Source organism: Mesorhizobium newzealandense (assembly GCF_042682145.1).
GTDB classification, from domain to species: Bacteria; Pseudomonadota; Alphaproteobacteria; order Rhizobiales; family Rhizobiaceae; genus Mesorhizobium; species Mesorhizobium newzealandense.
Map to the genome: position 1 here is coordinate 102,694 of NZ_JBHUGZ010000007.1, position 25,096 is coordinate 127,789.

Annotated in this window: 26 protein-coding genes and 1 riboswitch; of the genes, 14 read left to right on the top strand and 12 right to left on the bottom strand. The window is 62.8% G+C overall.

Features of this window, described 5'->3' with window-relative positions; translation table 11 throughout:
• Nucleotides 1–7 precede the first annotated feature (7 nt).
• From ACFSOZ_RS09275 to ACFSOZ_RS09285, 3 genes are all read right to left on the bottom strand, one after another.
• On the bottom strand, nt 8–988 hold the full coding sequence (locus ACFSOZ_RS09275; RefSeq protein WP_379096350.1) for an HpcH/HpaI aldolase/citrate lyase family protein: 981 nt from the start codon (nt 986–988) through the stop codon (nt 8–10).
• A gap of 13 nt (nt 989–1,001) precedes the next feature.
• Entirely contained in the window at nt 1,002–2,192 is a 1,191-nt protein-coding gene (locus ACFSOZ_RS09280) for an aminotransferase class V-fold PLP-dependent enzyme (protein WP_379096353.1), read from the bottom strand.
• A 135-nt stretch (nt 2,193–2,327) separates the two neighbouring features.
• Complete coding sequence (locus ACFSOZ_RS09285) at nt 2,328–3,002, bottom strand: LuxR C-terminal-related transcriptional regulator (RefSeq protein ID WP_379096356.1); 675 nt, start codon at nt 3,000–3,002, stop codon at nt 2,328–2,330.
• Nucleotides 3,003–3,399: 397 nt separating this feature from the next.
• On the opposite strand from ACFSOZ_RS09285, the gene mgtE reads away from it, so the two are divergent.
• Nucleotides 3,400–4,818 carry a magnesium transporter gene (mgtE, locus tag ACFSOZ_RS09290; RefSeq protein ID WP_379096359.1) on the top strand — a complete coding sequence of 473 codons (1,419 nt, stop codon included), beginning with the start codon at nt 3,400–3,402 and terminating at the stop codon, nt 4,816–4,818.
• A 151-nt stretch (nt 4,819–4,969) separates the two neighbouring features.
• Nucleotides 4,970–5,356 carry a MerR family transcriptional regulator gene (locus tag ACFSOZ_RS09295; RefSeq protein WP_006203215.1) on the top strand — a complete coding sequence of 129 codons (387 nt, stop codon included), beginning with the start codon at nt 4,970–4,972 and terminating at the stop codon, nt 5,354–5,356.
• A 42-nt stretch (nt 5,357–5,398) separates the two neighbouring features.
• On the opposite strand, the gene ACFSOZ_RS09300 is transcribed toward ACFSOZ_RS09295, so the two are convergent.
• The 5 genes from ACFSOZ_RS09300 to ACFSOZ_RS09320 form a co-directional block, all read right to left on the bottom strand.
• Nucleotides 5,399–7,543, bottom strand: coding sequence for a beta-galactosidase (locus ACFSOZ_RS09300; protein ID WP_379096361.1), 2,145 nt, complete (start codon nt 7,541–7,543; stop codon nt 5,399–5,401).
• Nucleotides 7,544–7,585: 42 nt separating this feature from the next.
• Nucleotides 7,586–8,731: an ABC transporter ATP-binding protein gene (locus ACFSOZ_RS09305; protein ID WP_379096364.1), complete on the bottom strand. Its 1,146-nt coding sequence runs from the start codon at nt 8,729–8,731 to the stop codon at nt 7,586–7,588.
• 67 nt (nt 8,732–8,798) lie between these two features.
• Nucleotides 8,799–9,650, bottom strand: coding sequence for a carbohydrate ABC transporter permease (locus tag ACFSOZ_RS09310; protein WP_379096367.1), 852 nt, complete (start codon nt 9,648–9,650; stop codon nt 8,799–8,801).
• Complete coding sequence (locus ACFSOZ_RS09315) at nt 9,650–10,534, bottom strand: carbohydrate ABC transporter permease (protein WP_379096370.1); 885 nt, start codon at nt 10,532–10,534, stop codon at nt 9,650–9,652. The genes ACFSOZ_RS09310 and ACFSOZ_RS09315 overlap by 1 nt, the downstream gene beginning before the upstream one ends.
• A gap of 61 nt (nt 10,535–10,595) precedes the next feature.
• Nucleotides 10,596–11,867, bottom strand: coding sequence for an ABC transporter substrate-binding protein (locus ACFSOZ_RS09320; protein ID WP_379096373.1), 1,272 nt, complete (start codon nt 11,865–11,867; stop codon nt 10,596–10,598).
• A gap of 114 nt (nt 11,868–11,981) precedes the next feature.
• On the opposite strand from ACFSOZ_RS09320, the gene ACFSOZ_RS09325 reads away from it, so the two are divergent.
• Nucleotides 11,982–13,157 (top strand): ROK family protein, encoded by a 1,176-nt coding sequence (locus tag ACFSOZ_RS09325; RefSeq protein ID WP_379096376.1) that lies wholly within the window; start codon nt 11,982–11,984, stop codon nt 13,155–13,157.
• Between the two features lie 37 nt (nt 13,158–13,194).
• On the opposite strand, the gene ACFSOZ_RS09330 is transcribed toward ACFSOZ_RS09325, so the two are convergent.
• A complete protein-coding gene (locus ACFSOZ_RS09330; protein ID WP_379096379.1) occupies nt 13,195–13,671 on the bottom strand; it encodes a methyltransferase family protein in 477 nt (158 codons plus the stop codon).
• The gene (locus tag ACFSOZ_RS09335; protein ID WP_379096382.1) at nt 13,668–14,663 is read right to left on the bottom strand and encodes a heparan-alpha-glucosaminide N-acetyltransferase; all 996 of its coding nucleotides are present in this window, start codon (nt 14,661–14,663) and stop codon (nt 13,668–13,670) included. The genes ACFSOZ_RS09330 and ACFSOZ_RS09335 overlap by 4 nt, the downstream gene beginning before the upstream one ends.
• Before the next feature lie 221 nt (nt 14,664–14,884).
• On the opposite strand from ACFSOZ_RS09335, the gene ACFSOZ_RS09340 reads away from it, so the two are divergent.
• A complete protein-coding gene (locus tag ACFSOZ_RS09340) occupies nt 14,885–16,084 on the top strand; it encodes an MFS transporter (protein ID WP_379096384.1) in 1,200 nt (399 codons plus the stop codon).
• Between the two features lie 3 nt (nt 16,085–16,087).
• On the opposite strand, the gene ACFSOZ_RS09345 is transcribed toward ACFSOZ_RS09340, so the two are convergent.
• On the bottom strand, nt 16,088–17,263 hold the full coding sequence (locus tag ACFSOZ_RS09345; RefSeq protein ID WP_379096387.1) for an aromatic ring-hydroxylating oxygenase subunit alpha: 1,176 nt from the start codon (nt 17,261–17,263) through the stop codon (nt 16,088–16,090).
• Nucleotides 17,264–17,482: 219 nt separating this feature from the next.
• Nucleotides 17,483–17,679: riboswitch (cobalamin riboswitch) on the top strand.
• 36 nt (nt 17,680–17,715) lie between these two features.
• Here ACFSOZ_RS09345 and ACFSOZ_RS09350 point away from each other — a divergent pair.
• Genes ACFSOZ_RS09350 through cobO form a run of 4 tightly spaced genes read left to right on the top strand, consistent with a single transcriptional unit; the run spans nt 17,716 to nt 19,862 of the window.
• Nucleotides 17,716–17,895, top strand: a complete 180-nt coding sequence (locus tag ACFSOZ_RS09350; protein WP_379096389.1) for a CbtB domain-containing protein — start codon at nt 17,716–17,718, stop codon at nt 17,893–17,895.
• 15 nt (nt 17,896–17,910) lie between these two features.
• Nucleotides 17,911–18,708 carry a CbtA family protein gene (locus tag ACFSOZ_RS09355; RefSeq protein ID WP_379096392.1) on the top strand — a complete coding sequence of 266 codons (798 nt, stop codon included), beginning with the start codon at nt 17,911–17,913 and terminating at the stop codon, nt 18,706–18,708.
• Nucleotides 18,701–19,216 carry a bifunctional adenosylcobinamide kinase/adenosylcobinamide-phosphate guanylyltransferase gene (gene cobU, locus ACFSOZ_RS09360; protein WP_379096394.1) on the top strand — a complete coding sequence of 172 codons (516 nt, stop codon included), beginning with the start codon at nt 18,701–18,703 and terminating at the stop codon, nt 19,214–19,216. The genes ACFSOZ_RS09355 and cobU overlap by 8 nt, the downstream gene beginning before the upstream one ends.
• Nucleotide 19,217: 1 nt before the next feature.
• Nucleotides 19,218–19,862 carry a cob(I)yrinic acid a,c-diamide adenosyltransferase gene (gene cobO / locus ACFSOZ_RS09365; protein WP_379096397.1) on the top strand — a complete coding sequence of 215 codons (645 nt, stop codon included), beginning with the start codon at nt 19,218–19,220 and terminating at the stop codon, nt 19,860–19,862.
• A 16-nt stretch (nt 19,863–19,878) separates the two neighbouring features.
• Here cobO and cbiB read toward each other — a convergent pair whose 3' ends face one another.
• A complete protein-coding gene (gene cbiB, locus ACFSOZ_RS09370) occupies nt 19,879–20,847 on the bottom strand; it encodes an adenosylcobinamide-phosphate synthase CbiB (protein WP_379096400.1) in 969 nt (322 codons plus the stop codon).
• Here cbiB and cobD point away from each other — a divergent pair.
• From cobD to ACFSOZ_RS09400, 6 genes are all read left to right on the top strand, one after another.
• Nucleotides 20,846–21,895 (top strand): threonine-phosphate decarboxylase CobD, encoded by a 1,050-nt coding sequence (gene cobD / locus ACFSOZ_RS09375; RefSeq protein WP_379096403.1) that lies wholly within the window; start codon nt 20,846–20,848, stop codon nt 21,893–21,895. The genes cbiB and cobD overlap by 2 nt on opposite strands.
• Nucleotides 21,892–22,404, top strand: a complete 513-nt coding sequence (locus ACFSOZ_RS09380) for a tyrosine phosphatase family protein (RefSeq protein WP_379096406.1) — start codon at nt 21,892–21,894, stop codon at nt 22,402–22,404. Before cobD ends, ACFSOZ_RS09380 begins: the two co-directional genes overlap by 4 nt.
• 98 nt (nt 22,405–22,502) lie before the next feature.
• Nucleotides 22,503–22,808, top strand: coding sequence for a putative quinol monooxygenase (locus tag ACFSOZ_RS09385; RefSeq protein ID WP_379096410.1), 306 nt, complete (start codon nt 22,503–22,505; stop codon nt 22,806–22,808).
• Between the two features lie 52 nt (nt 22,809–22,860).
• The gene (locus tag ACFSOZ_RS09390) at nt 22,861–23,175 is read left to right on the top strand and encodes an EthD family reductase (protein WP_379096412.1); all 315 of its coding nucleotides are present in this window, start codon (nt 22,861–22,863) and stop codon (nt 23,173–23,175) included.
• Between the two features lie 114 nt (nt 23,176–23,289).
• Nucleotides 23,290–24,177 carry an alpha/beta fold hydrolase gene (locus ACFSOZ_RS09395; protein WP_379096415.1) on the top strand — a complete coding sequence of 296 codons (888 nt, stop codon included), beginning with the start codon at nt 23,290–23,292 and terminating at the stop codon, nt 24,175–24,177.
• Between the two features lie 10 nt (nt 24,178–24,187).
• The gene (locus ACFSOZ_RS09400) at nt 24,188–25,045 is read left to right on the top strand and encodes a sigma-70 family RNA polymerase sigma factor (RefSeq protein ID WP_379096418.1); all 858 of its coding nucleotides are present in this window, start codon (nt 24,188–24,190) and stop codon (nt 25,043–25,045) included.
• The last annotated feature ends 51 nt before the right edge of the window (nt 25,046–25,096 follow it).

Consider the following 25,096-nt stretch of genomic DNA (forward strand, 5'->3'; position numbering starts at 1 on the left):
AAAACCTTCAGTGTGCGGCGGCGTGCGGCTGTTGTTGGCTATCAAGTTGGCCGGCGCGTTCGATGGCTTCGTTGACCACCAGCACATTGCGCGCCATGCGTTCCGACGCCGCGTCGATCATTTTGCCGTCGAGCGCCGCGGCGCCCTTTCCGAGCGCCTCGGCTTCCCTCAGCACTTCCAGGATGCGTCTGGCGCGGGTAACTTCCTTTTCCGGCGGCGAGAACACGCTGTTGGCTAGCGCGATCTGCGAGGGGTGGATCGCCCATTTGCCCTCGATACCAAGTGCCGCCGCGCGCCTTGCCGCCGCCGTGTAGCCGTCAGGGTCCGAGAAATCGCCGAACGGCCCGTCGATGGCGCGCAGGCCGTAGGCCCTGCAGGCAACCGTCATCCGCGACAAGGCGAAATGCCACTGGTCGCCTGGATAGTCGGGATTGAGGCCGCCGATGTTGACGGTGCGCGCCTTGTTGCTGGCGGCATAGTCGGCGACGCCGAAATGCATCGCCTCCAGGCGGCCGGGCGTAGCGGCGATCGCCTCGACATTGGCCATGCCGAGCGCCGTCTCGATGAGGGCTTCGAGGCCGACGCGGGTCTTGTAGCCCTTGGCCATCTCAATCTGGTTGACCATGGCCTCGACCATATAGAGATCGGCCGGAACGCCGACTTTCGGCACCAGGATGGTGTCCAGCCGGTCGCCGGCCTGTTCCATCACGTCGACCACGTCGCGGTACATGTAGTGCGTGTCGAGGCCGTTGATGCGCACCGAAACGGTCTTGCCCTTGGCGCGCCAGTCGATGTCGTTGAGCGCCTGGATGATGTTCTTGCGGGCGCGTTCCTTGTCAGGCGGCGCCACCGCGTCCTCGATGTCGAGGAAGACGAAGTCGGCGGAACTGTTCGCCGCCTTTTCGATCATCTCCGGGCTGGAGCCTGGAACAGCGAGTTCGCTGCGCTGCAGCCTGAGTTTTTTGAGATGGTTGATCGTGTGGCTCATGGTCGCGTTCCTCTCACGCCGCTTCGGCGACAGGTACCTCGGCCGAGGCACGGAAGTGCTGGATGGCGGCGCCGACGCCCGAGCCTGGCGCCAGCCGGACACCGCAATCGAGCAGCGCCATTTCCGCCGCCGACAGCGAGGCGAGCACCATCACCTCGTTCAGCCAGCCGAGATGGCCGATGCGGAAGACCTTGCCGAACACCTTGTTGAGACCACCTCCGAGCGAGGTCCGGTAGGTCTGATAGGCGCGCTTGACGACGTCAGCGCTGTCGATGCCTTCCGGCACCAGGATGGCGCTGACGGTGTCGGAGTGCCATTTCGGCGCCTTCGCGCAGAGCTTCAGGCCCCAGGCGTCGACCGCCTTGCGCACGCCCTCGGCGAGGCGATGGTGGCGGACGAAGATGTTGTCGAGCCCTTCCTCGGCGATCAGGTCGAGCGAGGCGCGCAGGCCGCGCAGCAGTTGCGTCGCTGGCGTATAGGGGAAATAACCGGCGTCGTTGGCGCGGATCATGTCCTCGAACGAGAAGAAGCAGCGCCGGTGGGTCGCAACCCTGGAAGCGACGAGCGCCTTCTTGCTGACTGAGAGGAAGCCGAGGCCGGCCGGCAGCATGAAGCCTTTCTGCGAGCCGCTGACGGCGCAGTCGACACCCCATTCTTCCTGACGGAAGTCGATCGAGCCGATCGACGACACGCCGTCGACAAAGAGAAGGGCAGGATGGTTCGCCGCGTCGAGCACGGCGCGGCAGCCGGCGACGTCGCTGGTGACGCCGGTCGCGGTCTCGTTCTGCGTGCAGAAGACCGCCTTGATGCGGTGTGCCTTGTCCGCCTTCAGCCTTTCCGCGTAGAGGTCGAGCGGCACGCCGGTTCCCCACTCGCAGTCGATCACGTCGACCTCGAAGCCGAGGCGCTCGGCCATGTCGACCCACAGATGCGAGAACTGTCCGAAGCGCGACATCAGCACGCGGTCGCCGGGGCTGAGCACATTGGTCATGGCCGCCTCCCAGGCGCCGGTGCCCGACGACGGGTAGATGAAGACACGGCCGGTTTCGTTCTTGAAGACCTTTCTAATGTCCTCGAACAGCGGCAGCGTGAAATCGGGGAATGATCCGGCGCGCATGTCCTCCATCGGGAGGTTCATCGCTTGCCGGACCTGCTCCGGAATGTTGGTGGGTCCTGGAATAAAAAGGTGGGTGAACCCAGCCATGCGTGAACTCCTCCGATGTTTAGAGATTTGTGGAGGGAGTGTCGTTTCGACGGCGAGGGACAACAACACCTTGGTGGGTAAGTTCTCGCCGCGCGCGGGTGGGACGCGCCTACCCACTTGGCCTACCCGGTCGGCCTACCCGAGAGGCAGCCTGGGAGTGCGGCGCTTCTCGCTCGAATAGAGGGCGACGGCCATCGCCCGGTTTCGGACGTCAAGCTTGTCGTAGAGATTCTTGAGGTGGTATTTCACCGTATTCTCGGAAATTCCCGTGCGCGTCGCGATCTGAAGGTTGGTCCAGCCGTCGGAAAGCACCGCCAGCAGTTCGCGCTCGCGCACCGTGAGCTGTGCCAGGGGCGTGTCGTTGACCTTGTTGATGTCGATATAGGGGATGCAGATGCGGCCGTGTGCGACCGCCAGGATCGTCTCGAAGATGATATGCGGATCGTCGAACTGGAAGCAGTAGCCTTGAGCCCCGAGTCGCACGCACTGCTTCAGGATGCCGATGTCATGGTCGTTGGAAAACACCGTGATGCGCATATCGAGCTTGCGGCTCTGGACCTCGGCCAGAACATCCGCGCCGTCCATGTCGGCGAGCCTCCAGCCGATGACGGCGACATCGAACCTGGTCTTCACCGCCAGATCCAGGAGTTGCCTGCCGCTCTGCACGGCGCTCAGCAATTCGAAACGTCCGTCGCATTCCAGCATTTCGCGTAGCGCCGATATGACAAGCGGATTGCGCTCGGCGACAACGACGCGAACGCGTTGCTGTCCTGATGTGGCCTCGTTCGTTGTCGCTGACCTTGCGCTCAAGGGCTTCCGTTCTGGACCGGTTGCGGATATGGGCGGATCCGGCTGATATCCGGACCCTGTGCCATGACAATCGCCGCAACCGGACAAGGGTGCTCTTTCCCCAGCGACATGCGCTGTCGCGCCACCTGAACCGGTATCCCGCTGGTTTTGACACGACAGGCGTTGTCAGGCTGGGCATCGGCAATGCTGTCTCCCGGTGAAGGGAACCAGGCAAGAGCGCGCGCATTTCGTTTGATATTCCGTGCGTTAGAGCGACAAATTACCAAATCGATTCATGCTGGCGCGCTATCTCTGGAATGAGCGTCGGATTTTCCCCAAAACCGGTTTCCACTTTGGCGGCCGATGCTCTAGACCTGAAGATGCACCTTTTCCGGGATTGCGATGGCGGGAGGCGCCGGTGGAAGGCCAGGACGAACGGACGACCGGCGCCAGGGCCGCTGACGACGCCCACGCCGATATCTATGGCGAGGACGGCGCTGTCCTTTCGTCCTTCCTTGCCCAGATCGGTGCGGCGATCGCCGACCGCGACACGCTCACGCTCAAGCATGAAGTCGACCATCTGCATCAGTCGGAGCTCGGCGACCTGCTTGAGGCGCTGCACCCCGAACAGCGCCGCGTGCTGGTTGAGTTGCTGGGCGCCGACTTCGACTTTTCTTCGCTGACCGAGGTCGACGAGGCGATCCGTATGGAGATCGTCGACAATCTGCCCAATGCGCAGATCGCCCAAGCGGTGCAGGAGCTCGATTCCGACGACGCGGTCTACATTCTCGAAGACCTTGAAAAGGAAGACCAGGACGAGATCCTGTCGCAACTGCCGTTCACCGAACGGATCAGGCTGCGCCGCTCGCTCGACTATCCGGAAGAGACGGCCGGCCGTCGCATGCAGACCGAGTTCGTCGCGGTGCCGCCGTTCTGGACGATCGGCCAGACCATCGACTACATGCGCGAGGACAAGAACCTGCCTGAGCGCTTCAGCCAGATCTTCGTCATCGATCCGACCTTCAAGCTGCTCGGCGCCATCGACCTCGACCAGATCCTGCGCACCAGGCGCGCGGTCAAGGTCGGGGAGGTCATGCACGAGACGCGGCACGCCATTCCCGCCACCATGGACCAGGAAGAGGCGGCGCGGGAATTCGAGCAGTACGACCTTTTGTCGGCCGCCGTCGTCGACGAGAACGAGCGGCTGGTCGGCGTGCTGACCATCGACGATGTCGTCGACGTCATCCAACAGGAGGCCGAGGAAGATCTGATGCGCATGGGCGGTGTCGGCGACGAAGAGCTGTCCGACAGTGTCTTTTCCACCTCGCGCTCACGCGTTCCCTGGCTGTTGATCAATCTCCTGACCGCATTCCTGGCGGCGTCGGTGATCAGCCTGTTCGACCGCACGATCGAGCATATCGTGGCACTGGCGGTGCTGATGCCGATCGTGGCCGGCATGGGCGGCAATGCCGGCTCGCAGACCATGACCGTCACCGTGCGGGCGCTGGCGACCAAGGATATCGACATCTACAATGCCGGCCGCATCATTCGCCGCGAGATGGGCGTCGGCTTTATCAACGGCATCGTCTTCGCCATCCTGATCGGCATCGTCGCCGCGATCTGGTTCCACGACAACAATCTGGGCGGCATCATCGCGGCGGCGATGATCATCAACATGTTCGCGGCCGCCTTGGCCGGTATCCTGATCCCGCTGCTGCTCGACCGTTTCAAGATCGATCCGGCGGTCGCTTCGGCGGTCTTCGTCACCACGGTCACCGATGTCGTCGGCTTCTTTGCCTTTCTCGGCATTGCCACGTGGTGGTTCGGGGTGCCGTGAAGGCGCTCGCGCCCTCAATTGACTTTTACGTAAATGCCGTGCGAGGCTTGCGCGGGGCGCCGTGTCGATTCCGGCATGGCACGGGTTTGGTTCGGGACAGAAGGCGACGCCGCATGGCGATCACCCGGGATTCCGGCGAGTGGGAGTGACAATGCGGGAATATTATTCGATCACCGAGCTAACCCGCGAATTCGACGTGTCGACGCGGACGCTGCGCTTCTATGAGGACGAGGGACTGGTGCAGCCGGTGCGGCGTGGCCGGACGCGGCTGTTTCGCCCGTCCGACCGCCACCTCATTCGCCAGATCATGCGGGGAAAAAGGCTCGGCTTCTCGATCAACGAGATCCGCGAAATCATCCAGATGTACAAGGAGCCGCCCGGCGAGGTCGGTCAACTCAAGCTGATGATCAAGCGCATCGAGGAAAAGCGCGAGGATCTCAGGCAGAAGCGCCGCGACCTCGAAGAGACGCTAGCCGAACTCGACCAGGCCGAGGAATCTTGTGTCGAGCGGTTGGTCGAGCTCGGCGTCAATACGTGAACGGCCAATGATCGTCGCCGCTCCCGGCAAATCCGCGTTGTCTCACAAGTCGAGCGAAACAATCGAGCAGCCATAGGCCTCGAGTTCAATGCCGCCGACAACCGGCCGGCCCGTCAGGAGGTCGCCGCCCGGCGGCACGTTTGGCACGGTGATGGGATTGTCCCTGGTGTTCTGAATGAACACCAGCCGGCGGCCGTCGGCTTCTCGCATCGACACCTCCACCCCGACCGGCAGTTCGGGCAGCAAAGGCACCACGCCGGCCTTGGTCAGCACGACATCGGCGATTGCCTCGACAAGCTCCTGCGTCAGATAGGTGCCGACATAGACGACACGGCCTTTGCCGACTTGCCGGGAGGTGATCGCCGGCTGTCCGGCGCAAAAGCGGTTCGACCACGTACCAAGCACCTCGGTGTCCGGCTCGACCTCGAGCAGTTCGTAGAGGTGCTCGGCCTGAAACTGCCTGTTGCCGAACGTGAAGTGATATTTGCGCTCCACCGATGAGGCGGGGAGCGGCGATGGCGGTACATAGGCGCCCATCGCGGCCTGGCGGAACAAGGGAAACAATCCGGTGCCGCCCTCCGGAACGAGGCGGCCAAACTCGGTGACCTTGACGCCGCTCAGCGCCGAAAGCTCGCGCCCTGGTGCCTGGTCTCGCACGATGTGGTTGTTCTCGTCCCGGGTACCGGTCAGCGCCGACAGGATCAGAGTGCCGCCGTTGCGAACGAAAGTCTCGACCGCGGCATTCCATTCCTGCTTCCACATCACCCAATGCGGAACATAGAGCGCCTTGAGCCGTGACAGATCGTCTTCGGGGTGGATGAAGCCGCAGGCTAGGCCGTTCTGGTAGCAGTGCCGGTGCAGCAGCATGGCGTCGTCGAGCGGACTCGGCAATCCCATCGGATAGGTCTTGTGCGCTTCCTGGTTATCGAAATCTGCGCCGGCGATGCCGATATCCATGCGCACGACAGTGCCAAGGATCTGATCCTTGATGGCGGCGATCTCGTGGAAGAACCGGCTCGCCTCGTCATAGCGGCGCCGGGGCACGTCGTCGTGATCGATGACGCCCATCCAGTAGATTTCGGCACCGAAATGGGCGGGGCGCCAGCGGAAGAACATGAGGCCGTCGGCGCCGCGTGCCACCGACGTCATCGCCATGCGGCGCATCTCGCCGGGCTCCGGGGTCATGGTCGAGAAGCCCGGCTGGCTGCCGAAGCCCGAGGCCTGCTCCGGCACAATGTAGTTGCCGGAATACGAGCGGCAGATGTCGAGATGCAGCGCCTGCGTGGCCGCATGCCCGCCCGTGCGCCGCATTTCGTCGTACAGCATCGGGTAGATGTCGAAGGCGATGAAATCGAGGTCCTGTCCGAATTGGCCGCGGAAGTCGATGTCGACGAGCTGGCCAAGATTGTGGAAGATGAACCAGTCCGGATTGGTGGCGCGCAGGATCTCGACCTGGTCGTGCTGGAAAGCCGCCGTCGCGGCTGCCAGGAAGCGATGGTAGTCCTGCACATGGCCGGGGCTCGGATAGGATGGCATCAGCGGCCGTGGCAGTTCGATCTGGGAGAAATCGTCATAGGCCGTCGCCCAGAAATGGCCGCCCCAGGCGAAGTTCAGCGCGTCGATCGCACCGTATTTGTGCTGCAGGAATTTCTGGAATTCGAGCCGCGTCGCTGGCGCGAAGGACTCCGAAACCGTCGTGTTGAGTTCGTTGTCCGTCTGCCAGCCGATGACGCGCGGATTGTTCTTGTAGTGCTCGGCCATGGCGCGTGTGATGCGGCGGCTGTGGCCGCGGAACACCGGGCTGGTGGTGTCGGCGTGCTGACGCGATCCATGGCTTGTGGGGTGGCCGTTGACGTCGACGCGCAGCACCTCGGGGTAGTTGACGGTCAGCCAGCGCGGCGGCGTCGCCGTCGGCGTGCACATGATCGTGTCGATCCCCGCAGCGCCGAGGACGTCGATTGCCCGGTCGAAAAGCCCGAAATCGAATTTTCCCTCATAGGGTTCGAAAATATGCCAGGCGAACTCACCCATCCGGACCGTGTTGACGCCAGCCGCAGCCATGCGTTCGGCATCGCGCCGCCAACTGCTTTCATCGACATGCTCGGGATAATGCGGTGCTCCCATCAGGAAGCGGTCGAGATTGAGTGGTCGCCAAACGGAAAGCGGGGCGGGCGGCTTGCGTTGCATGCGAATGATACTTTCGGATTGAAGGGGCAGGCGGATTGAAGGTCAGGTCAAAACGACGGGTTTCTTTGGCGTGAGCGTCCGGCCATCCGGCCCGAAGACGTACGCGTTGCCGATCTCGAAGCCGATGCTCAACCGACTGCCGACGCTGGCCGGAGAGATCTTGTTGAGTTGAATCGTGAAATTGCCGGTGCCGCTGTCGGAGTTGGTCGTCTGGAGAGGGGAGGCGTCGAGGTAGAGAACGGTTTCCCGACCCAGATGTTCGACAAGTCGCACCTGGCCCGGGAAGCACGTCAGGCCAGCGCCGGCTGATTCGACAACGTGAAGGTGTTCCGGCCGGATGCCGACAGTCACCGTGTCTCCGATGGAGAGCTTGGTCCCGTCGATGCCGTTCATGGCAAGCGTGGGCATGCCGGCGGTTGCCAGCTTGACGCCAGTCGCCTCTGCGGTTTCCACCTTCATCTCGACGAAGTTCATGCGCGGGGCACCAAGAAAGCCCGCGACAAAGATATTCGCCGGATTGGCATAGAGTTCGAGAGGTGAGCCGACCTGTTCAATCTGGCCCTTGTTCAGCACCACGATGCGATCGGCCATGGTCATGGCCTCGACCTGGTCGTGAGTGACATAGATCATGGTTGATCCGAGCTGTGCGTGAAGGCTGGAAAGCTCCACCCGCATCTGGGTGCGCAGCGCCGCATCGAGGTTCGACAGCGGTTCGTCGAACAGGAACACCTCCGGCGAGCGCGTGATGGCGCGGCCGATGGCGACGCGCTGGCGCTGGCCGCCCGACAATTGCTTCGGGCGCTTGTCCAGCTGCTCCTCGAGGCGAAGGATCTGTGCGGCGCGTTTGACGGCGGCATCGATCTCGGCCTTTGGCCGTTTGGCCATGCGCAAGCCGAACCCCATGTTTTCGGCCACGGTCATGTGCGGATAAAGCGCGTAGGACTGGAATACCATGGCGATGCCGCGATCGCCGGGCTCTTCCTTGGTGACGTCGCGCCCGTTGATCACGACCTGGCCGGAGTTGATGGTCTCAAGTCCGGCGATCGTCTTCAGCAAGGTCGACTTCCCGCAGCCGGACGGCCCGACCATGACGACGAACTCGCCCTTCTCGATCGTCAGGTCGATCGCCCTCAGGGCATGATAGCCGGCATAGTGCTTGTCGACCTTGCGCAATTCCACGCTGCTCATTGCCAAGCGCCTTTCCGTGTTTGCCGGTTGCGTCTGTGTGGTCCAGCATGAATTCCTCGAACCGAAATCATCCCTTGACCGCCCCCATGGTGAGGCCGCTGATGAAGTGCTTCTGCATCAGGAAGAACATGACGACCGGGGGCAGGGCGACGAAGATCGTTGCCGCCGACACGATGTTCCAGGCTGACGTCCATTCGCCGCGCAGATTGTTCAACCCGGCCGTGACGGGTTTGACCGCATCGCTCTGGGTCAGGACGATCGCCCAGAAATAGTCGTTCCAGATGAAGGTGAAGGTGAGGATGGCGAGCGCCGCCAGCGCGGGCCGCACCAGGGGAACCACCACATGGCGCAGGATCTGGCCTGGCGATGCGCCTTCGGCACGCGCCGCCTGGAACAATTCGCCCGGCAACGCCGCGATGAAGTTGCGCATGAAGAGCGTCGCAAAGCCGGTCTGGAAGGCGATGTGGAATACGATCAGCGCGTAGACAGTGTCATAGAGGCCTAGCCTCACCATGAGGTCGCGCACCGGGATCATCATGACCTGGGCCGGCAGGAAATTGCCGCCGACGAACAGCGCGAAAATGAGATTTGAGCCGCGGAACGGATAGCGCGACAGCACGAAGCCGGTCAATGTCGACAGGATCAGGACGCCGATCACCGAGGGGATGGTGATCAGCAGGCTGTTGAGGAAGAAGCGCAGCATCGCGGTCTGCTCGAAGACCGCTGTGTAGTTCTCGACCAAGCTGAATTTCTGCGGCCAGCCCCAGTAGTTGCCCGCCATCAGTTCCTCGTTAGAGCGGATCGACGTCAGCATCACGGCAAGCAGCGGCAGCAGCCAAAGCGCGACCACCAGGGTCACGCCGCCGACATAGAGCGCGCGCTGGATTTTCGCGTCTTCGGGGATCGGGCGCGGGTACATCAGGCGTTGCTCCGTTCGGCCTTGATGAGACCGTGCAGGTACCAGGCGATGAAGCTGATCATGATCACGAAGAGAACCGTGGCGATCGCCGCGCCATAGCCGAAGCGATAGGAAAAGATCGATTCCTCGTACATCTGGTAGGCGAGGACCGTCGACGAGCCGTAAGGGCCGCCGGTGGTCATGACCGCGACCATGTCGAAAGAGCGCAGCGCGCCGATCACCGTCACCGCGATGGCGATGAACCCGACCTGCGACAGCTGCGGCAGGACCACATGGCGGAGCATGCGCCAGCCGCGCGCGCCGTCGACGCGTCCGGCGCCGATCAGGTCCTCGTTGAGGTTGTTTAGTCCGGCCAGGAACAGCACCATGCAGAAGGCGATCTGCGGCCAAAGGCCAGCGGCGGCGACCGCGAAGGTGGCGAAATTCTCATCGGAAAGCAGCGCCGGCGCTGTGGCGCCGAACAGGCCAAAGATCAACTGTAGCAATCCATAGGTCGGATCATAGACCCAGCCGAACACGACGCCCACGGTCACCGTTGCCAGCACCAGCGGGACAAAGAACAGCGACTTCAGAATGCGCATGCCGCTGATCTGCTGGTTGACGATCAGCGCCAGCGCAAGGCCGATCGGTGGCGCCAGCATGAAGATCAGCAGCCAGATGACATTGTTCTTGAGCGAGACGTAGAATTGCGGGTCGTCGGCCAGCTCGACATAGTTGGCGAGGCCGACCCAGGTCTTCGCGCCGATGCCGTCCCAGTCGTGCAGTGAGATCCAGACCGTCTCGACGGAGGCGGCTAAAATCACCAGGCTGAACAGGATGAGGCCCGGCAGAAGGAACAGCGCCGGTGTCAACCAGTGACGATTTCTGCGCCAGAAACGGGGCATTGGATTCACCCAAAAAGGGGCGGGAGCGGCCCCAGGCCGCCTCCCGCCAGGTCCGGGAGGATTAGCCGAAAATTCTCTTGCGGGTCTTTTCCAGCCGCTCGAGGATCTGATCGCGCCGTTCGGGCTTGACCATGAATTCTTGGAGCCCCGTCATGCCCTCCTGGGCCATGTCCGGATCGGTGTCGCGATCGTAGTATTGCGACGTGCCAACCACCTTCTTCAGTTCCTCGACGGCCGCGTTGACCAACGGATCCTTGCTGGGAGGACAGTCGTTGCGCGGCGGGATAGCGCCCTCGGCGGCGAGAAAGGCTCCAAGGTTTTCCGGCTTGTAGAAATAGGCGAGGAAGTCGCGGGCGCCTTGCTTGTTCTTGGCATTGGCTGGGACATGAACGGAGTTGACCGAAAAATCCTCATATCTGGCGACACCAGGCGCAACCTCCGGGAATGGCGCGTAGGCGAGCTGCGGGATGTCCGCCTCCGGGAAGGCGGACCTGACGAATCCGCCGAGGTCCATCATCGCGGCTTTCTTCTGCGCCAGGGCGGCACCGGCCTGCTCCCAACCGAAGGAACTGTGGTTGGGCGAGAAGAAACCGGCCTTGATCAGATCGTTCCATTTGTCGAAGACCGGGGTCAGCATCGGATCGGTGTACTGGACCTTGCCGTCCATCAGCGCGATGTGCTTGTCGAGGCCGTTGATGCGCAGGTTCATATGATCGAACCAGCCACCTGCCGGCCACAGTTCCTTGGTGCCCATGCTCATCGGGATCATGCTTGCGGATTTCGCGGCCTCTCCGAAGGCGAGAAAATCGGCCCAGGTCTTCGGCGGCGTCCAATTGTGTTCGGCAAAGACGTCCTTGCGATAGAACAGGCCCCAGAGAAGGCCACCCATGGGCAGGCCATACTGCTTGTCGCCGACGGTGACTGCATTTGTCGTGGCGCCGAGCACGCTCTTGTAGTTCTCCCGGGCGAACAGATCGGAGATGTCGTCGAACAGACCCTTGTTCACGAAGGCCTTCATCCGATTGCCGGAAAACCAGAAACAGATGTCGGGAGCGCCGACGACGAGGTAACTGCGGATCGCGGTCTTGTGCGCCTCGTGATCCATGTTGTTGATGGTGATCTTGGCGCCGGATTTTGTCTCGTATTCGGCTGCGAGCCTATGCAGGATGTCGCGTTGCTCGGCATTGCTGAGATTGGAAATGATGTTGATTTCCTGCGACTGCGCCAGGGCAGGCAAGCAAAGGCTTCCGGTGGCGGATGCAGCGAGAGCTGCGCCCGTGCCCTTCAGGAAGCGACGCCTTGTCGTGGACAGACTTGTGACGGTGATGGTCATGGCTTTTATCTCCTCCCTGAGAACAGCCGGATTCCAATTGAACCGGGGCAAGTCGTAGCGTATGCAGGTGAAGTCGGTCAATATTTAATTTACAAAATTAATAATGAGGCAAGAATGAAACTCAAGGGCGACCAGCAGACGTCGCGTTCGATCAATCGTCGACTGATCCTCAATCTGTTGCGAAGGGAAGGGGCGATCAGCCGCGCCGAGATCGCCGCGGTCACCGGACTGAGCCCGGCAGCGGTGACGTTCGTCGTCGCCGATCTGTTGAACGAGAACATCCTGGTTGAGGGAGAAGCCAGCATCGGAGCGCCGGGGCGACGGCCCATCCCGATCAACATCAATTATGCGGGCCGCCTGGTTGTCGGGTTCAAGCTGATGGTCGGTGCGATCGATTGTGTGCTGACTGACCTGGCCACGACGCCCCTTGTCTCCAAACGGGTAACGCTGCCTGATCAGTCGCCGCAAACCACGGTAGAAGCCTGCGCCGCCGCCGTCAGCCAGCTGCTTGCCGATCGCGCAGCGCCAACTGGCGCGCAGCTCAGCGGTATCGGCATCGCCGTGCCTGGGGTCATCGACAATGGGGTATGCCGGCTCAGTCATCGGTTCGGCTGGACCGACGTGCCGATAGCGGCCATGCTCGCCGATCTCGTGAATGTGCCCGTCTGGGCCGACGACGATACCAACGCTTTCGCACTCGCACAGCAATTGTTCGGCCTCGGCCGGCATCACCGCACTGTCGGGGCGCTGGCCATCGGCGCCGGTATCAGTTGCGCGGTGGTGATCGACGGTTCGGTCCATCACGGCGCGAACGGGGCCGCGGGCAAGCTGGGTCACTCCATCCATGATCCGAACGGGCCGCAATGCGAGTGCGGCCGACGCGGATGCCTTCAGACCTTTTTTTCCGAGCCGGCATTGGTGAAGCGGTGGCGTGAAGCGAAGGGCATCGCAGGGGATGTTGACCGCTACGACATGCTCGAAGCGGCCCAGGCCGGTGACGAGGCGGCCGTGAATTTGTTGCGCGAAGCAGGCGAAGGTATCGGCAGATCTCTGGGCAGTTTCTGCAATATCGTCGATCCGGAAGTGATTGTCGGCGGCGGCGAAGCCGTCACCTTCGGCGACTATCTCTTCGAGCCCATGCGCGACGCGCTGCGGCGCTACGCCATGTGGGCCCCACCGCCGATCACGCCGGACTGGGCAGACGATTCCTGGGCCAGGGGCGCCGCCGCGCTAGCTACCCAGCGGCTGTTCGATTTCGAAAGCAGGCCTGGAGAAATCGCGGCTGCATAGCAACATCTCGAACTCTGACATCCGCGGTGGTGCCGGCTCAAATCCAGCGCCGGACCCTTTTCGCGTAGTCCCGATACTTCTTGCCGAATTTCGCCGCCAGCACCTTTTCCTCGCCCTCGATCGCGACCTTCTGCGTGGCATAGGCCGCGATGAATGCCAGCGGCAGGAACCATGCGATCCCCGAGACAAAGGCGACGCCGATCAACAGCAGCGTGTTGGCCAGATACATCGGATTGCGGGTGATGCCGAAGGGACCTGTGGTGACCAGGTGATCGGGCACCGCGTTGGGGTTGAGTGTTGTCTTGGCCCGGATCATGGTGCGGATGGCGGTGAACCAGAGTGCCGCGACGCCGAACAGGGCCACCCAGCCGGCGGCGAATAGGATATCGCCTAAGAGGTCACCGATCCAGGGCAGGGGATAGAGCAGGCCGAGTGCGATGCTGATGGCGATGGCGGCGATGTAGATCAGCGGCGGCCACGGTATGAGCCCTGCCTTCGGCTGGTTCTCGGTCATTTGACCCCTTCCTCCATCATCTTGTCGTCGGTCTTGGCGGTGCACATGCCGGCGAGATCGGATATATGCGCCTTCCATTCGGCAGTCTGGTCGTTGTTGTAGAGCCGATCAAGCGAGGCTTCACCCTCGAGCGTATCGAGCATGCAGACACAGTAGCTCGAACAGAATTCGGTGTCGCGCGACTGCTCGCAAGACAACTGGCAGGTCCTCAGGAAGTTCACCTGCGGGGTTTCGACCTTGGCCGGCATCACTTGTGCGAACAGCCACACACACCCGATCAGCAGCGGCTGATGGATCAGGTAGAAGGCCAGGCTGTGGCGGCCGATGAAGACCAGCGGGTTGGCCCAGCGACCGGGTGCCAATTCGGCAAGCCGGGCAAGCAGGCCCGAAGCGGCGGCGAGTTTCGTCACCGCGATGCCTACAAGTACGGCGCCGAACCACGGAAACAGCGGCACATAATCGTTGGAGCGCGGATTGATCGCCGAGAGGCCGATCCACCACAGCCAGGGATGGTCGAATGCCTCGACGCGCAGATAGACGGGCGCTGCGATGACCAGCGCTGCCACAAGCAACGTCAGCAGCGCCGGCAGCCGCACGAACAGCAGGCCGAGCAAGCTGGCCAATGCGATCTCGTGCAATATGCCGAAGAAGATGAAGCCGTCCGGGGTGGCGATGCGGGTGGCGACCGAAATCGCGATCGCCGCTCCAGCGACCATGGCGAAACGCTTCCAGAAGCCGTTCCAGCGGATTTTTCGGCCATGGGCGAGGTACAGGCTGACGCCGACCAGGAACAGGAAGGTCGATGCGATGCAGCGCGCGTAGATCTTCCACCAGCCAAAGGCGGTGAGGCCGGGATCGGTGTAGCCAAAGAATTCCAGATCCCAGGTGAAATGGTAGCTCGCCATGGCGATGAGCGCGATGCCGCGCACGATGTCGATGGCGACGATGCGCTTCGGTCGATCCTGAACGGGTGCGGTCGGTGTGTGACTCATGGTCTCGTATTCTGATTCAGCCCCGCACGACGACTATCACGGTTGCCCGGCACAAAAGAAGGCCGGGCGCTTCGGCAGATGCCGGATCAGGCGCCGCTTTAGGCCAGTGCCGGAAAGCCTTTGGCCGACTTCGCTTTTCGCCGGATAGGCGTCGGTTTCCTCTTATTGGCGCTGGGATCACCACGGCAGATTTGGCCCAGCGTTTCTGCTTTGGGGAAGCAATGTCCACCCATGTGCGCCATCCGATCTGGCTACCGGCCCTCAAGGCCGCGGATGCGCGCACCTTCGCGTCGCTCTATGCGCTCGAATCCTTTGCCCGTGCCACGGTGTCGAGCGTCATCCCGATCCAGGCCTACGAGATCCTGCATAACGAGCAGATCGTCTCGATCCTCTACACCATCGTGGCGATGCTCGGCCTGTCGGTGACGCTGTTCATGCCGATGCTGATCCGCCGCTTTGCCCGGCGCTGGGTCTACACGGCAGGCGCCTGCCTGCTGGCCATCGGCTCGCTGTTCTTCGTCACCCATACGCTCGCCGGGCAACTGGCCGGCATGCTGTGCCGGGTGATGGGCGCCAGCGCGCTGTCGATCACGCTCAACCTCTACATCATGGACCACATCCGCAAGACCGATTTCATGCAGGCCGAATCGCTGCGCATGGCGTGGTCGATGTTCGCCTGGACCGGCGGACCGACGCTCGGCATTTTCCTCTACACGCGCTTCGGCATCTATGCCGCGCATGGCGCGGTGGCGGTGTTCGCGATGGCCTTGCTGGCTCTGTTCTGGACCTACCGGCTGGGCGACAACCCGTCGATCCGCCCCGGCAAGACGCGGCCGGCCAATCCGCTCGCCAATATCGGCCGCTTCGTCGTCCAGCCCAGGTTGCGGCTGGCGTGGCTGATCGCCTTTGGCCGCTCCTGTTTCTGGACGACGTTCTTCGTCTACGGGCCGCTGTTCATGGTCATCACCGGCGAAGGCAAGCTCGCCGGCGGCCTGCTGGTTTCGGTCGGTAATGCGCTGCTGTTCATGGCCATTTTCTGGGGCAAGGCGGGCAAGCGCTTTGGTGGCCGCCGGACCATGACATTTGCTTATTTCGCCATGTCGGCCATGCTGCTGGCGGCGGGTGCGGTCGGCGAAACCGTGCCGCTGCTTACCGGCGCCTTCCTGCTCTGCGGCGCTTTCTTCACCATTGCGCTTGACGCGCTGGGCTCGACCGCCTTCATGCGCTCGGTGCGTTCCTATGAAAGGTCGCAGATGGCGGCCGTCTACCGCACCTATCTCGACTTTTCCGAGCTGACGCCGCCACTGGTCTATTCGGTGGTGCTGGCGTTCTTCGGGCTGGGCTCGGTGTTCGTCACGCTCGGCATGCTGGCGGCGATCTGCGGCTTCGTGACCTGGCGGTATCTGCCGAAATCGCTGTGATCTTCAAGGCTTGGAGGGAAGCGTTGCGTGCCGTTCGCGGACCCAGTTGTGGAAGCGGTGCAGATCATATTCCTCGGGCATCAGCACGCCGGCTTCGTGGCGCACCGAGCGCAGGCCTTTCTGGTTGACCTCACAGATACCCGCATCCTCCTCCAGCACCTGTTTGCCGAAGGCGACGATGTTGTCGATATCGGTTGCAACAAGCGCTTCGGGCGCAAACAGCCATTCGGCGACAAGCTCGGTCTGCTCGGGGCCGAGCGGCACCAGCCGCACGGTCCTGACATAGTCGACATGGCCGACGACGAACATCGACGGCAGGTTGGTGGCGTAGGTCTGGCCGGCGCTGCGCTCGGCAGGTGTCAGGCCGGCAAAGACCGGCCCGTGCGTCTGGCCGTCGCGCGACCAGGTCTCGGCGCCGGCGCGCAGGCCGCCGGAAAACTCCGGTGCGTCATTATCGGCGTGGCGAGCCCATTCGGGATCGTCGTGCCGCCCCATGAGGCCGCGGCCGTAGATCGGCACCAGCCGCGACAGGTCCTTGTGGACGCCCGGACAATGCAGGCACTCGTTGAAGTTTTCCCAGAAAATCTTCCAGTTGCAGTTCATCACCTTGCGCAGCACATGGCCGGTCACCAGCGTCTCCAGCGGCCAGTTGCCGAGATCGCTGGACGCCGGATCGAAGGATGTCTGTGCGGAGCCGGCGGCATCCTCGGCAAGATTGACGAAGACAAAGCCGCGCCACACCGAGAGTGCCACGCGATAAAGCGGGTGATCGGCCTTGTCGAAATCGTCCGGCAGCGATTTCGACGGAACGCGCACGAGATCGCCGCGCAGCGAATAGGACCAGGCATGATAGGGGCAGGTGATCAGCCGCGCCTTCAGCCGGCCTTCGCTTTCCTGGCAAAGCTGCGAACCGCGATGGCGGCAGGTGTTGTGGAAGGCGCGCAGTTCGCCGGTCTCGTCACGCAGCACGACGATTTCCTGCGTGCCGACGCGGAAGGTGCGGAAGCAAAGCGGCTGCGCAAGGTCTGCCTCGCGGCAGACGAGCAGCCAGCTTTTGTACCAGATGGCATCGAGGTCGCGCTGATAGGCATTGATGTCCCAATAGGCGGAGGACGGCAGCATCGGTTCGGCCCGGGTCAAGCCGTTATAGGGATCGCGGTCGCTGGCAATGGGCTGCATGGCTGGCTTCCTCTAGCGTTGCTAGCCGACACCCGGCCACGAGAATTGTCAATTGTTGTACCGGTGTCCGATCTTGCTTCATGCATGTCGCCCAAACCGCTCCGCACTTTTGGGCGACATGCGTTCCTGCTTATGCAGGTTGTTATTCCGAAAACCGCTTCGCACTTTTCGGCGACATGCATTGTCGGAATTTGGTTTGCCGGTCGCGGCGATTTTCCCTATAGTCGCGCTGTCGTCGGTTCCGTTTGGAGCCAAGAGGGAATGCGGTGCGGGCGAATGTCTTGCCCAATGCCGTGGCTGCCCCCGCAACTGTGTGCGGTAGTCCTCTCCATATGCCACTGAAGGTTTTTCTTCGGGAAGGTGGGGAAGGGCGCTGATCCGCGAGCCAGGAGACCTGCCGGCGACAGGAAACTGACTTCGATGCCCTCGGGTGGAGGGCGAAAGGACAAGACATGACTACCGCTTCCGTCTCCCTCGGCGCCTCCGTCTCCTCGCAGTCGCGCGTCATGCAGCTTGCGCTCGTGGCGCTGCTCGGCATCTTCGTTGTCGGTTTTGTCGGCTTCTCGCATATCGATGCGGTCCACAATGCGGCTCACGACTATCGCCATTCGATGGCGTTTCCCTGCCACTGACGAGGATTTGACATCATGAACCTGTTTCGCAACGTCGTGTTCATCGCGGCGATCGCAGGGCTCGTGGCTGGCGTCGTTCTCGCCTGCATGCAGGCCTATGCCACCGTGCCGCTGATCCTCAAGGCGGAAGTCTACGAGCAGGCCGGCGGCGGCCATCACCATGCCGCTCCGGCCGCAACGGATACCAATGCCATGAGCACAGCCGCCCCGGCGGGGAACGCCATGAGCTCTGCCGCCCCAGCGCCGGCGGAAGCAGCCGCTCCGGCAGTGGAAGACGAAGGCTGGGCGCCGGCCGACGGTTTCGAGCGTTTCGCCTTCAGCGTGGTTGCCAATATCGTCACCGGCATCGGTTTCGCACTGATCCTGGTCGCGGTTTCCGAATTCGCCGGTGGCATCGGCAACTGGCGCCAGGGCGTGTTCTGGGGCCTGGCCGGCTTTGCCGTGTTCACGCTGGCGCCTGGCCTCGGCCTCCCGCCGGAATTGCCTGCGATGCCTGCTGCCGATCTCACGCAGCGCCAGATCTGGTGGTGGGCAACCGTGGCGGCGACCGCGGCGGGTATCGGCCTGATCGCCTTCCGCAAGTCGCTGCCGCTTGTGATCCTTGCCGTCTTGCTGATCATTGCGCCGCATATTGTCGGCGCACCGCAGCCCGACAGTTTCGAGACGCCGATCCCGGAGGGTCTGCATCACCAGTTCGTGGTTGCAGTGACGGTGACCAATCTGGTGTTCTGGCTGGTGCTCGGCGCGATCGTCGGCGTGGTGCGCGGCCGCTTCACCGGCACCGCGACCAGCCTGCGCGACAGCTTTGCCTGATCGCAGCAAGCTGACCTTCATCATCGGTGGTGCGCGCTCCGGCAAGAGCGCGCACGCCGAAACCCTGGCGACGACCTTGCCGCCGCCATGGGCCTATATCGCCACGGCGCAAGCCTATGACGACGAGATGCATGAGCGCATCGTGTTGCACCGCTCGCGGCGCGGTGAAGGCTGGACGACCATCGACGCACCGCTCGATCTCGCCGGCGCGCTCGAGGCCTTGCCGGACAATCAGCCGGTGCTTGTCGACTGCCTGACACTGTGGTTGACCAATCATATGCTGGCCGAACACGACCTCGATCTGGAATGCCGTCGGCTGGTGGACGTGCTGTCGCGGCCGCGCGGGCCCTGGTTCGTGGTGTCCAATGAAGTCGGCCAAGGCATCGTGCCGGACAACGCACTGGCGCGCCGCTTCCGCGATGCCGCCGGCCGGCTCAACCAGCAGGTGGCTGCTGTCGCCGATACGGTGCTGCTGATGGTGGCGGGGCTGCCGCTCAAGGTGAAATGAGATGACCGATCCCGACGACAAGCCCATCCAAGACCGGCCCATCGAAGACCGGGACGAAGAACGCCACCGCGCCAAGATGGCCAAGCGCAAGGCGGTGCAGGACGCCGAGGTGGCGAGCAAGACGGTCGAGAAGGGGCTTCTGATCGTCAACACCGGGCCGGGCAAGGGCAAGACCACTGCCGCCTTTGGCCTGGCGCTGCGGATGCTCGGCTATGGCAAGCGTGTCGGCGTCGTCCAGTTTATCAAGGGCAAGTGGCACACCGGCGAGAAAGATGCCTTCGCCGCCTTTGGCGACCGCGTCGTCTGGCACGCGATGGGCGAGGGGTTCACCTGGGAGACGCAGGATCTGAAGCGCGACATTGCCGCGGCCGAAGCCGCATGGGCCAAAGTGCTCGAGCTGATGGCCGATCCGTCGATCAGCCTGCTGGTGCTCGACGAACTGAACATCGCGCTGCGCTACGATTATCTCGACCTTGACAAGGTGGTTGCGGCGCTGACAGCGCGGCGTGAGGGCCTGCATATCGTGGTCACCGGCCGCAACGCCAAGCCGGCGCTGGTCGAGGCGGCCGACCTCGTCACCGAAATGGGCGTGACCAAGCACCATTTTTCCGCGGGCGTGAAAGCGCAGCAGGGGATCGAGTTCTGAACGGCGCCTCGATGCGTCACACCACAATGACGATCGCCGAGACCAAACCGAACAGCGCGATCAGCAGATAGTCGGCGACGCGATAAAGTTTCAACGCCTGCCTTATGTCGATGCTGTCGGCTTCGCGCCGGCCGTCTTCGCCCATGAAGACGTCGTCGATCAGCACGCCGCCGTAGCTGCGCGGTCCGGCGAGCGCCAGGCCGAGCGCGCCGGCCATCGCCGCTTCCGGCCAGCCGGCATTGGGCGAGCGGTGTTTTTTCGCATCGCGCCACACCGCGTGCCAGGCATTTTTCGCATCCGTGCCTTTGACGAGGAATGCCGCCGACACGATCAGCAGTGCCGTCAGCCGCGATGCTGGCAGGTTGATCCAATCGTCGAAGCGCGCCGCTGCCCAGCCGAAGGTCTCGTGGCGCGGGGTGCGGTGGCCGATCATCGAATCGGCGGTGTTGGCGGCCTTGTAGGCGGCGCCGCCTGCCAGCCCGCCAACGCCGGTCCAGAAGGCGGGAGCGACGATGCCGTCGGAAAAATTCTCGGCCAGGCTCTCGATCGCCGCGCGGCAGACACCGGCCGTGTCCAGCGTTTCCGGATCGCGGCCGACGATTCGCGAGACGGCGACACGACCCAGAGCGAGGCCACCGGTGTCGAGTGAGTCCGCCACGGCCTCGACATGCTCGTAAAGGCTCTTCTGCGACAGAAGCGATGTCGCCAGAAGGGCGGTAATGATCAATCCCAGGGGAATGAACCAGAGCAGGACCTGCACGCCGAGCCCGATCGCCGCCGGCACCAGCACGATGACCAGCAACGCCTGGACACCACGCTTGCGACGCAGCGCGTCGGGATCAGTGGCGCGGTTGAGCCTGTGGTCGAGAAAGGATATCAGCCTGCCGAACCACGTCACCGGATGGCCGATGGCGCGAAACAGCCAGTCCGGGTAGCCCAGGACGAATTCGACGGCCAATGACAGGAAAGCGATCAGGACTGACATGAAGCTTCTTGATGGGGCGGCGGTGGACCATGGTGGAAGTCTAGGCCGGGCGAGGGCGCTTTTCCCCAACGCACCCCAGCCTTTCGTCGACCTCTCGACCGGTATCAATCCGCACTCCTACCCGCTTTTCGGCCTGCCCGCCACCATCCTGTCGCGGTTGCCGGAAGCCGGACGCGCCCGCGAGCTGGTCGAGATCGCGGCGCGCGCCTACGGCGCGCCTTCGCCAGCCAATGTGGCGGCGGCACCCGGCACGCAGATCCTGTTGCCGCGCGTCGCATCGCTGATCGCGCCCGGCAAGGCGCTGGTGCTGGGGCCGACCTATGCCGAACATGCGCGGGCAGCGGCGATCGCCCGACATGAGGTGGCGGAGGTCGGCGATTTCGTGGCCCTGGCAGAGGCAGACCTTGCCATCGTCGTCAATCCGAACAATCCGGATGGGCGCATCATCGAGCGCGACCGGCTGCTGGCGCTGGCCGCAGGGATGCGGGCCAAGGGCGGGCTGCTGGTCGTAGACGAGGCGTTCATGGATGTCGGCCCACGCCAACACAGCCTCGCCGGCGATGTCGGCCAGGGTGGCATCGTGGTGCTGCGGTCGTTCGGCAAGTTCTTTGGCCTGGCCGGGCTGCGGCTCGGTTTTGTGCTTTCCGATGCAGCGACGGTCGACCGGGTGGACACGCAATTCGGACCATGGGCCGTCGCCGGCCCGGCGCTGGAATACGGCATCCGCGCGCTTGCCGATATCGGCTGGCAGGACGCGATGCGGGCATCCCTTGCGGATGCATCGGCGCGGCTCGATGGGCTGCTCGGCCGCTTCGGCGCTCCTGTCGTGGGCGGCACCACATTGTTCCGCTACCTCCGCATGCCCGATGCCGCCGATCTGTTTTCCGCGCTTGGCGAGCGCGGCATCCTGCTTCGCCATTTCGTCGACCGTCCGGGTGTCCTGCGCGCCGGCCTGCCGGGCAGTCAGGAAGAGTGGCAGCGGCTCGAATCGGCTCTTGCCGAATGGGCGTCGCGGCGCGAGGATCAATCGAAGGGTTCGAAACAATGATCCATGTCTGCTCGCTGGCAAAGGTCGAGGAAACGGTTGCGAGGACCGGCGCCGACCGCATGCTGTCGCTGCTCGCCGCCGGCACGGAGGTGGTCCGCCCGGCTTCGATCGCCCCGGAAAACCATCTGCATCTGGTCATGCACGACATCGCGGTGGCGCAAGACGGCATGACCATGCCGGGCGAGGAGCATGTCCGCAACCTGCTCGATTTCGCGCGCCGGTGGGACCGGGCAAAGCCGATGGTCGTGCATTGCTATGCCGGCATCAGCCGCTCGACCGCTTCGGCCTATATCATCGTCGCCGCACTGGCGCCGAAGCGCGACGAAGCCGAACTGGCGCGGACGCTGCGGGCGCTGTCGCCATCAGCGACACCCAATCCTCGACTCATTGCGGTGGCCGATGTGTTGCTCGACCGCAACGGCCGCATGATTGAGGCGATCGAGGCGATCGGGCGCGGCGCCGACGCTTTCGAGGGAACGCCCTTTGAACTGACGATCGACAGCTACTAGGCCGCTTCGAGATCATTTTCCAAAAAATCTTCTATGTCGCGATCCGTTTCCACCCTTCGGGTCGTCCTTGGTGTGTCCGAAACAGAAGGAGACATGCCATGTCCGACGAGTCCGTCATCTTGATCAATCTGCTGAAGGTCAAACCCGGGAAGCAGGACGCGCTGATCGCGCTCTTGAAGCAGAACACCGATACGGTGGTCCGCACGCTCCATGGCTGGAAGACGACCCGGCTGATCGCGGCAAAGGACGGCGCCGGCGTCGTCATCTACTCCGAGTGGAAGACCTCCGCAGCCGTCGAGGCGATGCGCAGCGATCCGCGCATGAAAGCCTATTTCCCGAAGATCATCGAACTGGCGAGCCTGGACTCGATCGTGGGCTCGGCGGTGTCGAGCGAAACCCGGTGAGGGTGAACACACAAGCAAGTTTGCGTCACGCAAGTAGCAAAGGAGAACCGCAATGGCTCGGATGGTCGTGATTTACCCGACGCCGAAGAACGTCGAGACATTTGATCGGCATTACTTCGAGATCCACGTGCCTCTCGCCAAGAAGATTCCGGGTCTCAGGAAATACGAGGTCAGCGACGGCCCCATCGCAACACCGGTAGGAACCTCCAGGGTTCATCGGATCGGAACGCTGCATTTCGACGACCTTGCGGCGATCGAGAAGGCGTTTGCAAGCGCGGAGGGACAAGCGGCTGGGGCGGATCGCCGACTTTTTGCGCCTGATGACTCGGGCGTTCAGATGTTCCTTTTCGACAACAGGGAAGTCTGAACACATCCCCCTTTGTTCGTCTCGGCGGGCCGAGAGGTAAAATGGCGGTGAAATGGCGGGCGGCCGCTTGTGCAGGCCGTAAAAATCGTAAAATCAGACGAAGAGGGCTCAGCGATGTCAGCAACCAAGGCAGTTTTTGTCCTGATCCACGGCGGGTGGCACAACCATTCGGCGTGGGACAGAGTTACGCCAATACTTGAAGCCAACGGCTTTGTGGCTTTGACGCTCGACCTTCCTGGCGCGGGGGTAAATGCGATAGCACCAACGTCGCTCGGTGTTCGCCCGTTCGACCGTGCTGCGTTCGCCGCCGAGCGGTCACCCACCGCTGGCGTGACGCAGGAGGAGCGGACGCAAGCGGTAGTCGCGCTGGTAAAAGAAGCTGCGTCACTCAGCGACGGCAAGGTCATCCTGGTCGGGCACTCGGCAGGCGGGATGACGATTTCGGCGGTCGCCGAGCGGGTTCCGAACCTGCTTCTCGCGGTCGTATACATTGCCGGGTTCATGGTGCCGAACGGCATGCCGTTGCTCGCGATGCTCCAACATGAAACCATGTCTTCGGCTCTGTCGCCCGGGCTGTTCGTGGGCGACCCTGCCGTCATTGGCGCGACGAGAATCAATGCCGGATCAACCGACGAAGCCTACAGATCGCTACTCAAAGCTTCGTTTTATGGCGACGTGTCGGAGTCTGAATTCGCGCAGGCTGCGTCGCAGCTTCATTATGACGAATCGAACGCCGGCGCCCTAGCCCCATCGGAAATTACGCCTGGAAGATTTGGCGCGGTGCCGCGCCATTACATCCGCACCACACAGGATTGCGCGGTTCCCTTGACCGGTCAGGATCACATGATTGAGACGGTTGACGGCGCCATCGGCGGCAAGACAATGACCCATACTTTGGAAAGCAGCCACTCGCCATTCCTGTCACAACCGGCCAATCTGTCGAATATTCTCATCGATATCGCTGTCCAATCCTTGGCGCAACAGAGCGCGGAAGCGCTGTAGGTCTCGATACATGCACACGGACGAATTCGAGGATCGTTTGAAAGCGCTGCGGCCACGCCTTCATCGCTATTGCGCGCGCATGACCGGATCGGCGGTCAATGGCGAGGATGTATTGCAGGATACCCTCGTCAAGGCCCTTCACGCGCGAGCCCAGGGCACTGGGGTGGATAATCTCGAGGGCTGGCTGTTTCGCATAGCCCACAACGCGAGCCTCGACTTCCTGCGCGACAGGTCCCGGAACACGGTTGTTCCGCTCACCGAAGACATCGAAGCGGCGCCCATACCCGAGGCGGATATCGTCGCGATCAGCTTTCAGACGTTTCTGCGGCTGCCTGAACTTCAGCGCTGCGTGGTGATCCTGAAGGATGTTCTGGGTCATTCGGTCGACGAGATCGCAGGCATCGCCGAGTGCTCTCCGGCAGCCGCCAAATCGGCGCTTCAGCGCGGGCGCGCTGCGCTGCGGCGGCTCGCGCAGGCGCCTGAAGACACAAGGCTGCCGCTGATGTCCGATCAGGACCGGCGGAAGATCGCCGCCTATGTCCATCTGTTTCAGAGCGGCGATTTCGACGCAATCCGCGCCATGCTCGCAGACGACGTGAGGCTCGATCTGGTGAACCGGTTGCAACTGGAAGGGCGCGACAAGATTGGCCTCTATTTCACGCGCTATGCGGAAGAGACGAAATGGCGGTTCGCCCTCGGCGCGGTGGAAGGACAGCCAGCCATGCTGGTCTTCGACAGCACCGGCCCGATGGAAAGACCTGCGCATTTTGTCCTGATCGACTGGTCGGAAAGCCGGATCGTCGAGATCCGGGATTTCTTGTTCGCTCCCTATGTGCTCGAAGCCATAGATTGGGTGCGGTTGGGATAAAAATTTTGGCCGGATTTCCAACCCAGCCCACGAGGCCGCCAGCCATTCATC

Bases quoted from the DNA above. Each gene is read 5' to 3' on its own strand.
- ACFSOZ_RS09275 (WP_379096350.1), bottom strand. From the start codon at position 988: ATGAGCCACACGATCAACCATCTCAAAAAACTCAGGCTGCAGCGCAGC.
- ACFSOZ_RS09280 (WP_379096353.1), bottom strand. From the start codon at position 2,192: ATGGCTGGGTTCACCCACCTTTTTATTCCAGGACCCACCAACATTCCG.
- ACFSOZ_RS09295 (WP_006203215.1), top strand. From the start codon at position 4,970: ATGCGGGAATATTATTCGATCACCGAGCTAACCCGCGAATTCGACGTG.
- ACFSOZ_RS09300 (WP_379096361.1), bottom strand. From the start codon at position 7,543: ATGCAACGCAAGCCGCCCGCCCCGCTTTCCGTTTGGCGACCACTCAAT.
- ACFSOZ_RS09305 (WP_379096364.1), bottom strand. From the start codon at position 8,731: ATGAGCAGCGTGGAATTGCGCAAGGTCGACAAGCACTATGCCGGCTAT.
- ACFSOZ_RS09310 (WP_379096367.1), bottom strand. From the start codon at position 9,650: ATGTACCCGCGCCCGATCCCCGAAGACGCGAAAATCCAGCGCGCGCTC.
- ACFSOZ_RS09315 (WP_379096370.1), bottom strand. From the start codon at position 10,534: ATGCCCCGTTTCTGGCGCAGAAATCGTCACTGGTTGACACCGGCGCTG.
- ACFSOZ_RS09320 (WP_379096373.1), bottom strand. From the start codon at position 11,867: ATGACCATCACCGTCACAAGTCTGTCCACGACAAGGCGTCGCTTCCTG.
- ACFSOZ_RS09325 (WP_379096376.1), top strand. From the start codon at position 11,982: ATGAAACTCAAGGGCGACCAGCAGACGTCGCGTTCGATCAATCGTCGA.
- ACFSOZ_RS09330 (WP_379096379.1), bottom strand. From the start codon at position 13,671: ATGACCGAGAACCAGCCGAAGGCAGGGCTCATACCGTGGCCGCCGCTG.
- ACFSOZ_RS09335 (WP_379096382.1), bottom strand. From the start codon at position 14,663: ATGAGTCACACACCGACCGCACCCGTTCAGGATCGACCGAAGCGCATC.
- ACFSOZ_RS09340 (WP_379096384.1), top strand. From the start codon at position 14,885: ATGTCCACCCATGTGCGCCATCCGATCTGGCTACCGGCCCTCAAGGCC.
- ACFSOZ_RS09345 (WP_379096387.1), bottom strand. From the start codon at position 17,263: ATGCAGCCCATTGCCAGCGACCGCGATCCCTATAACGGCTTGACCCGG.
- ACFSOZ_RS09350 (WP_379096389.1), top strand. From the start codon at position 17,716: ATGACTACCGCTTCCGTCTCCCTCGGCGCCTCCGTCTCCTCGCAGTCG.
- ACFSOZ_RS09355 (WP_379096392.1), top strand. From the start codon at position 17,911: ATGAACCTGTTTCGCAACGTCGTGTTCATCGCGGCGATCGCAGGGCTC.
- cobO (WP_379096397.1), top strand. From the start codon at position 19,218: ATGACCGATCCCGACGACAAGCCCATCCAAGACCGGCCCATCGAAGAC.
- cobD (WP_379096403.1), top strand. From the start codon at position 20,846: ATGAAGCTTCTTGATGGGGCGGCGGTGGACCATGGTGGAAGTCTAGGC.
- cbiB (WP_379096400.1), bottom strand. From the start codon at position 20,847: ATGTCAGTCCTGATCGCTTTCCTGTCATTGGCCGTCGAATTCGTCCTG.
- ACFSOZ_RS09380 (WP_379096406.1), top strand. From the start codon at position 21,892: ATGATCCATGTCTGCTCGCTGGCAAAGGTCGAGGAAACGGTTGCGAGG.
- ACFSOZ_RS09385 (WP_379096410.1), top strand. From the start codon at position 22,503: ATGTCCGACGAGTCCGTCATCTTGATCAATCTGCTGAAGGTCAAACCC.
- ACFSOZ_RS09390 (WP_379096412.1), top strand. From the start codon at position 22,861: ATGGCTCGGATGGTCGTGATTTACCCGACGCCGAAGAACGTCGAGACA.
- ACFSOZ_RS09395 (WP_379096415.1), top strand. From the start codon at position 23,290: ATGTCAGCAACCAAGGCAGTTTTTGTCCTGATCCACGGCGGGTGGCAC.
- ACFSOZ_RS09400 (WP_379096418.1), top strand. From the start codon at position 24,188: ATGCACACGGACGAATTCGAGGATCGTTTGAAAGCGCTGCGGCCACGC.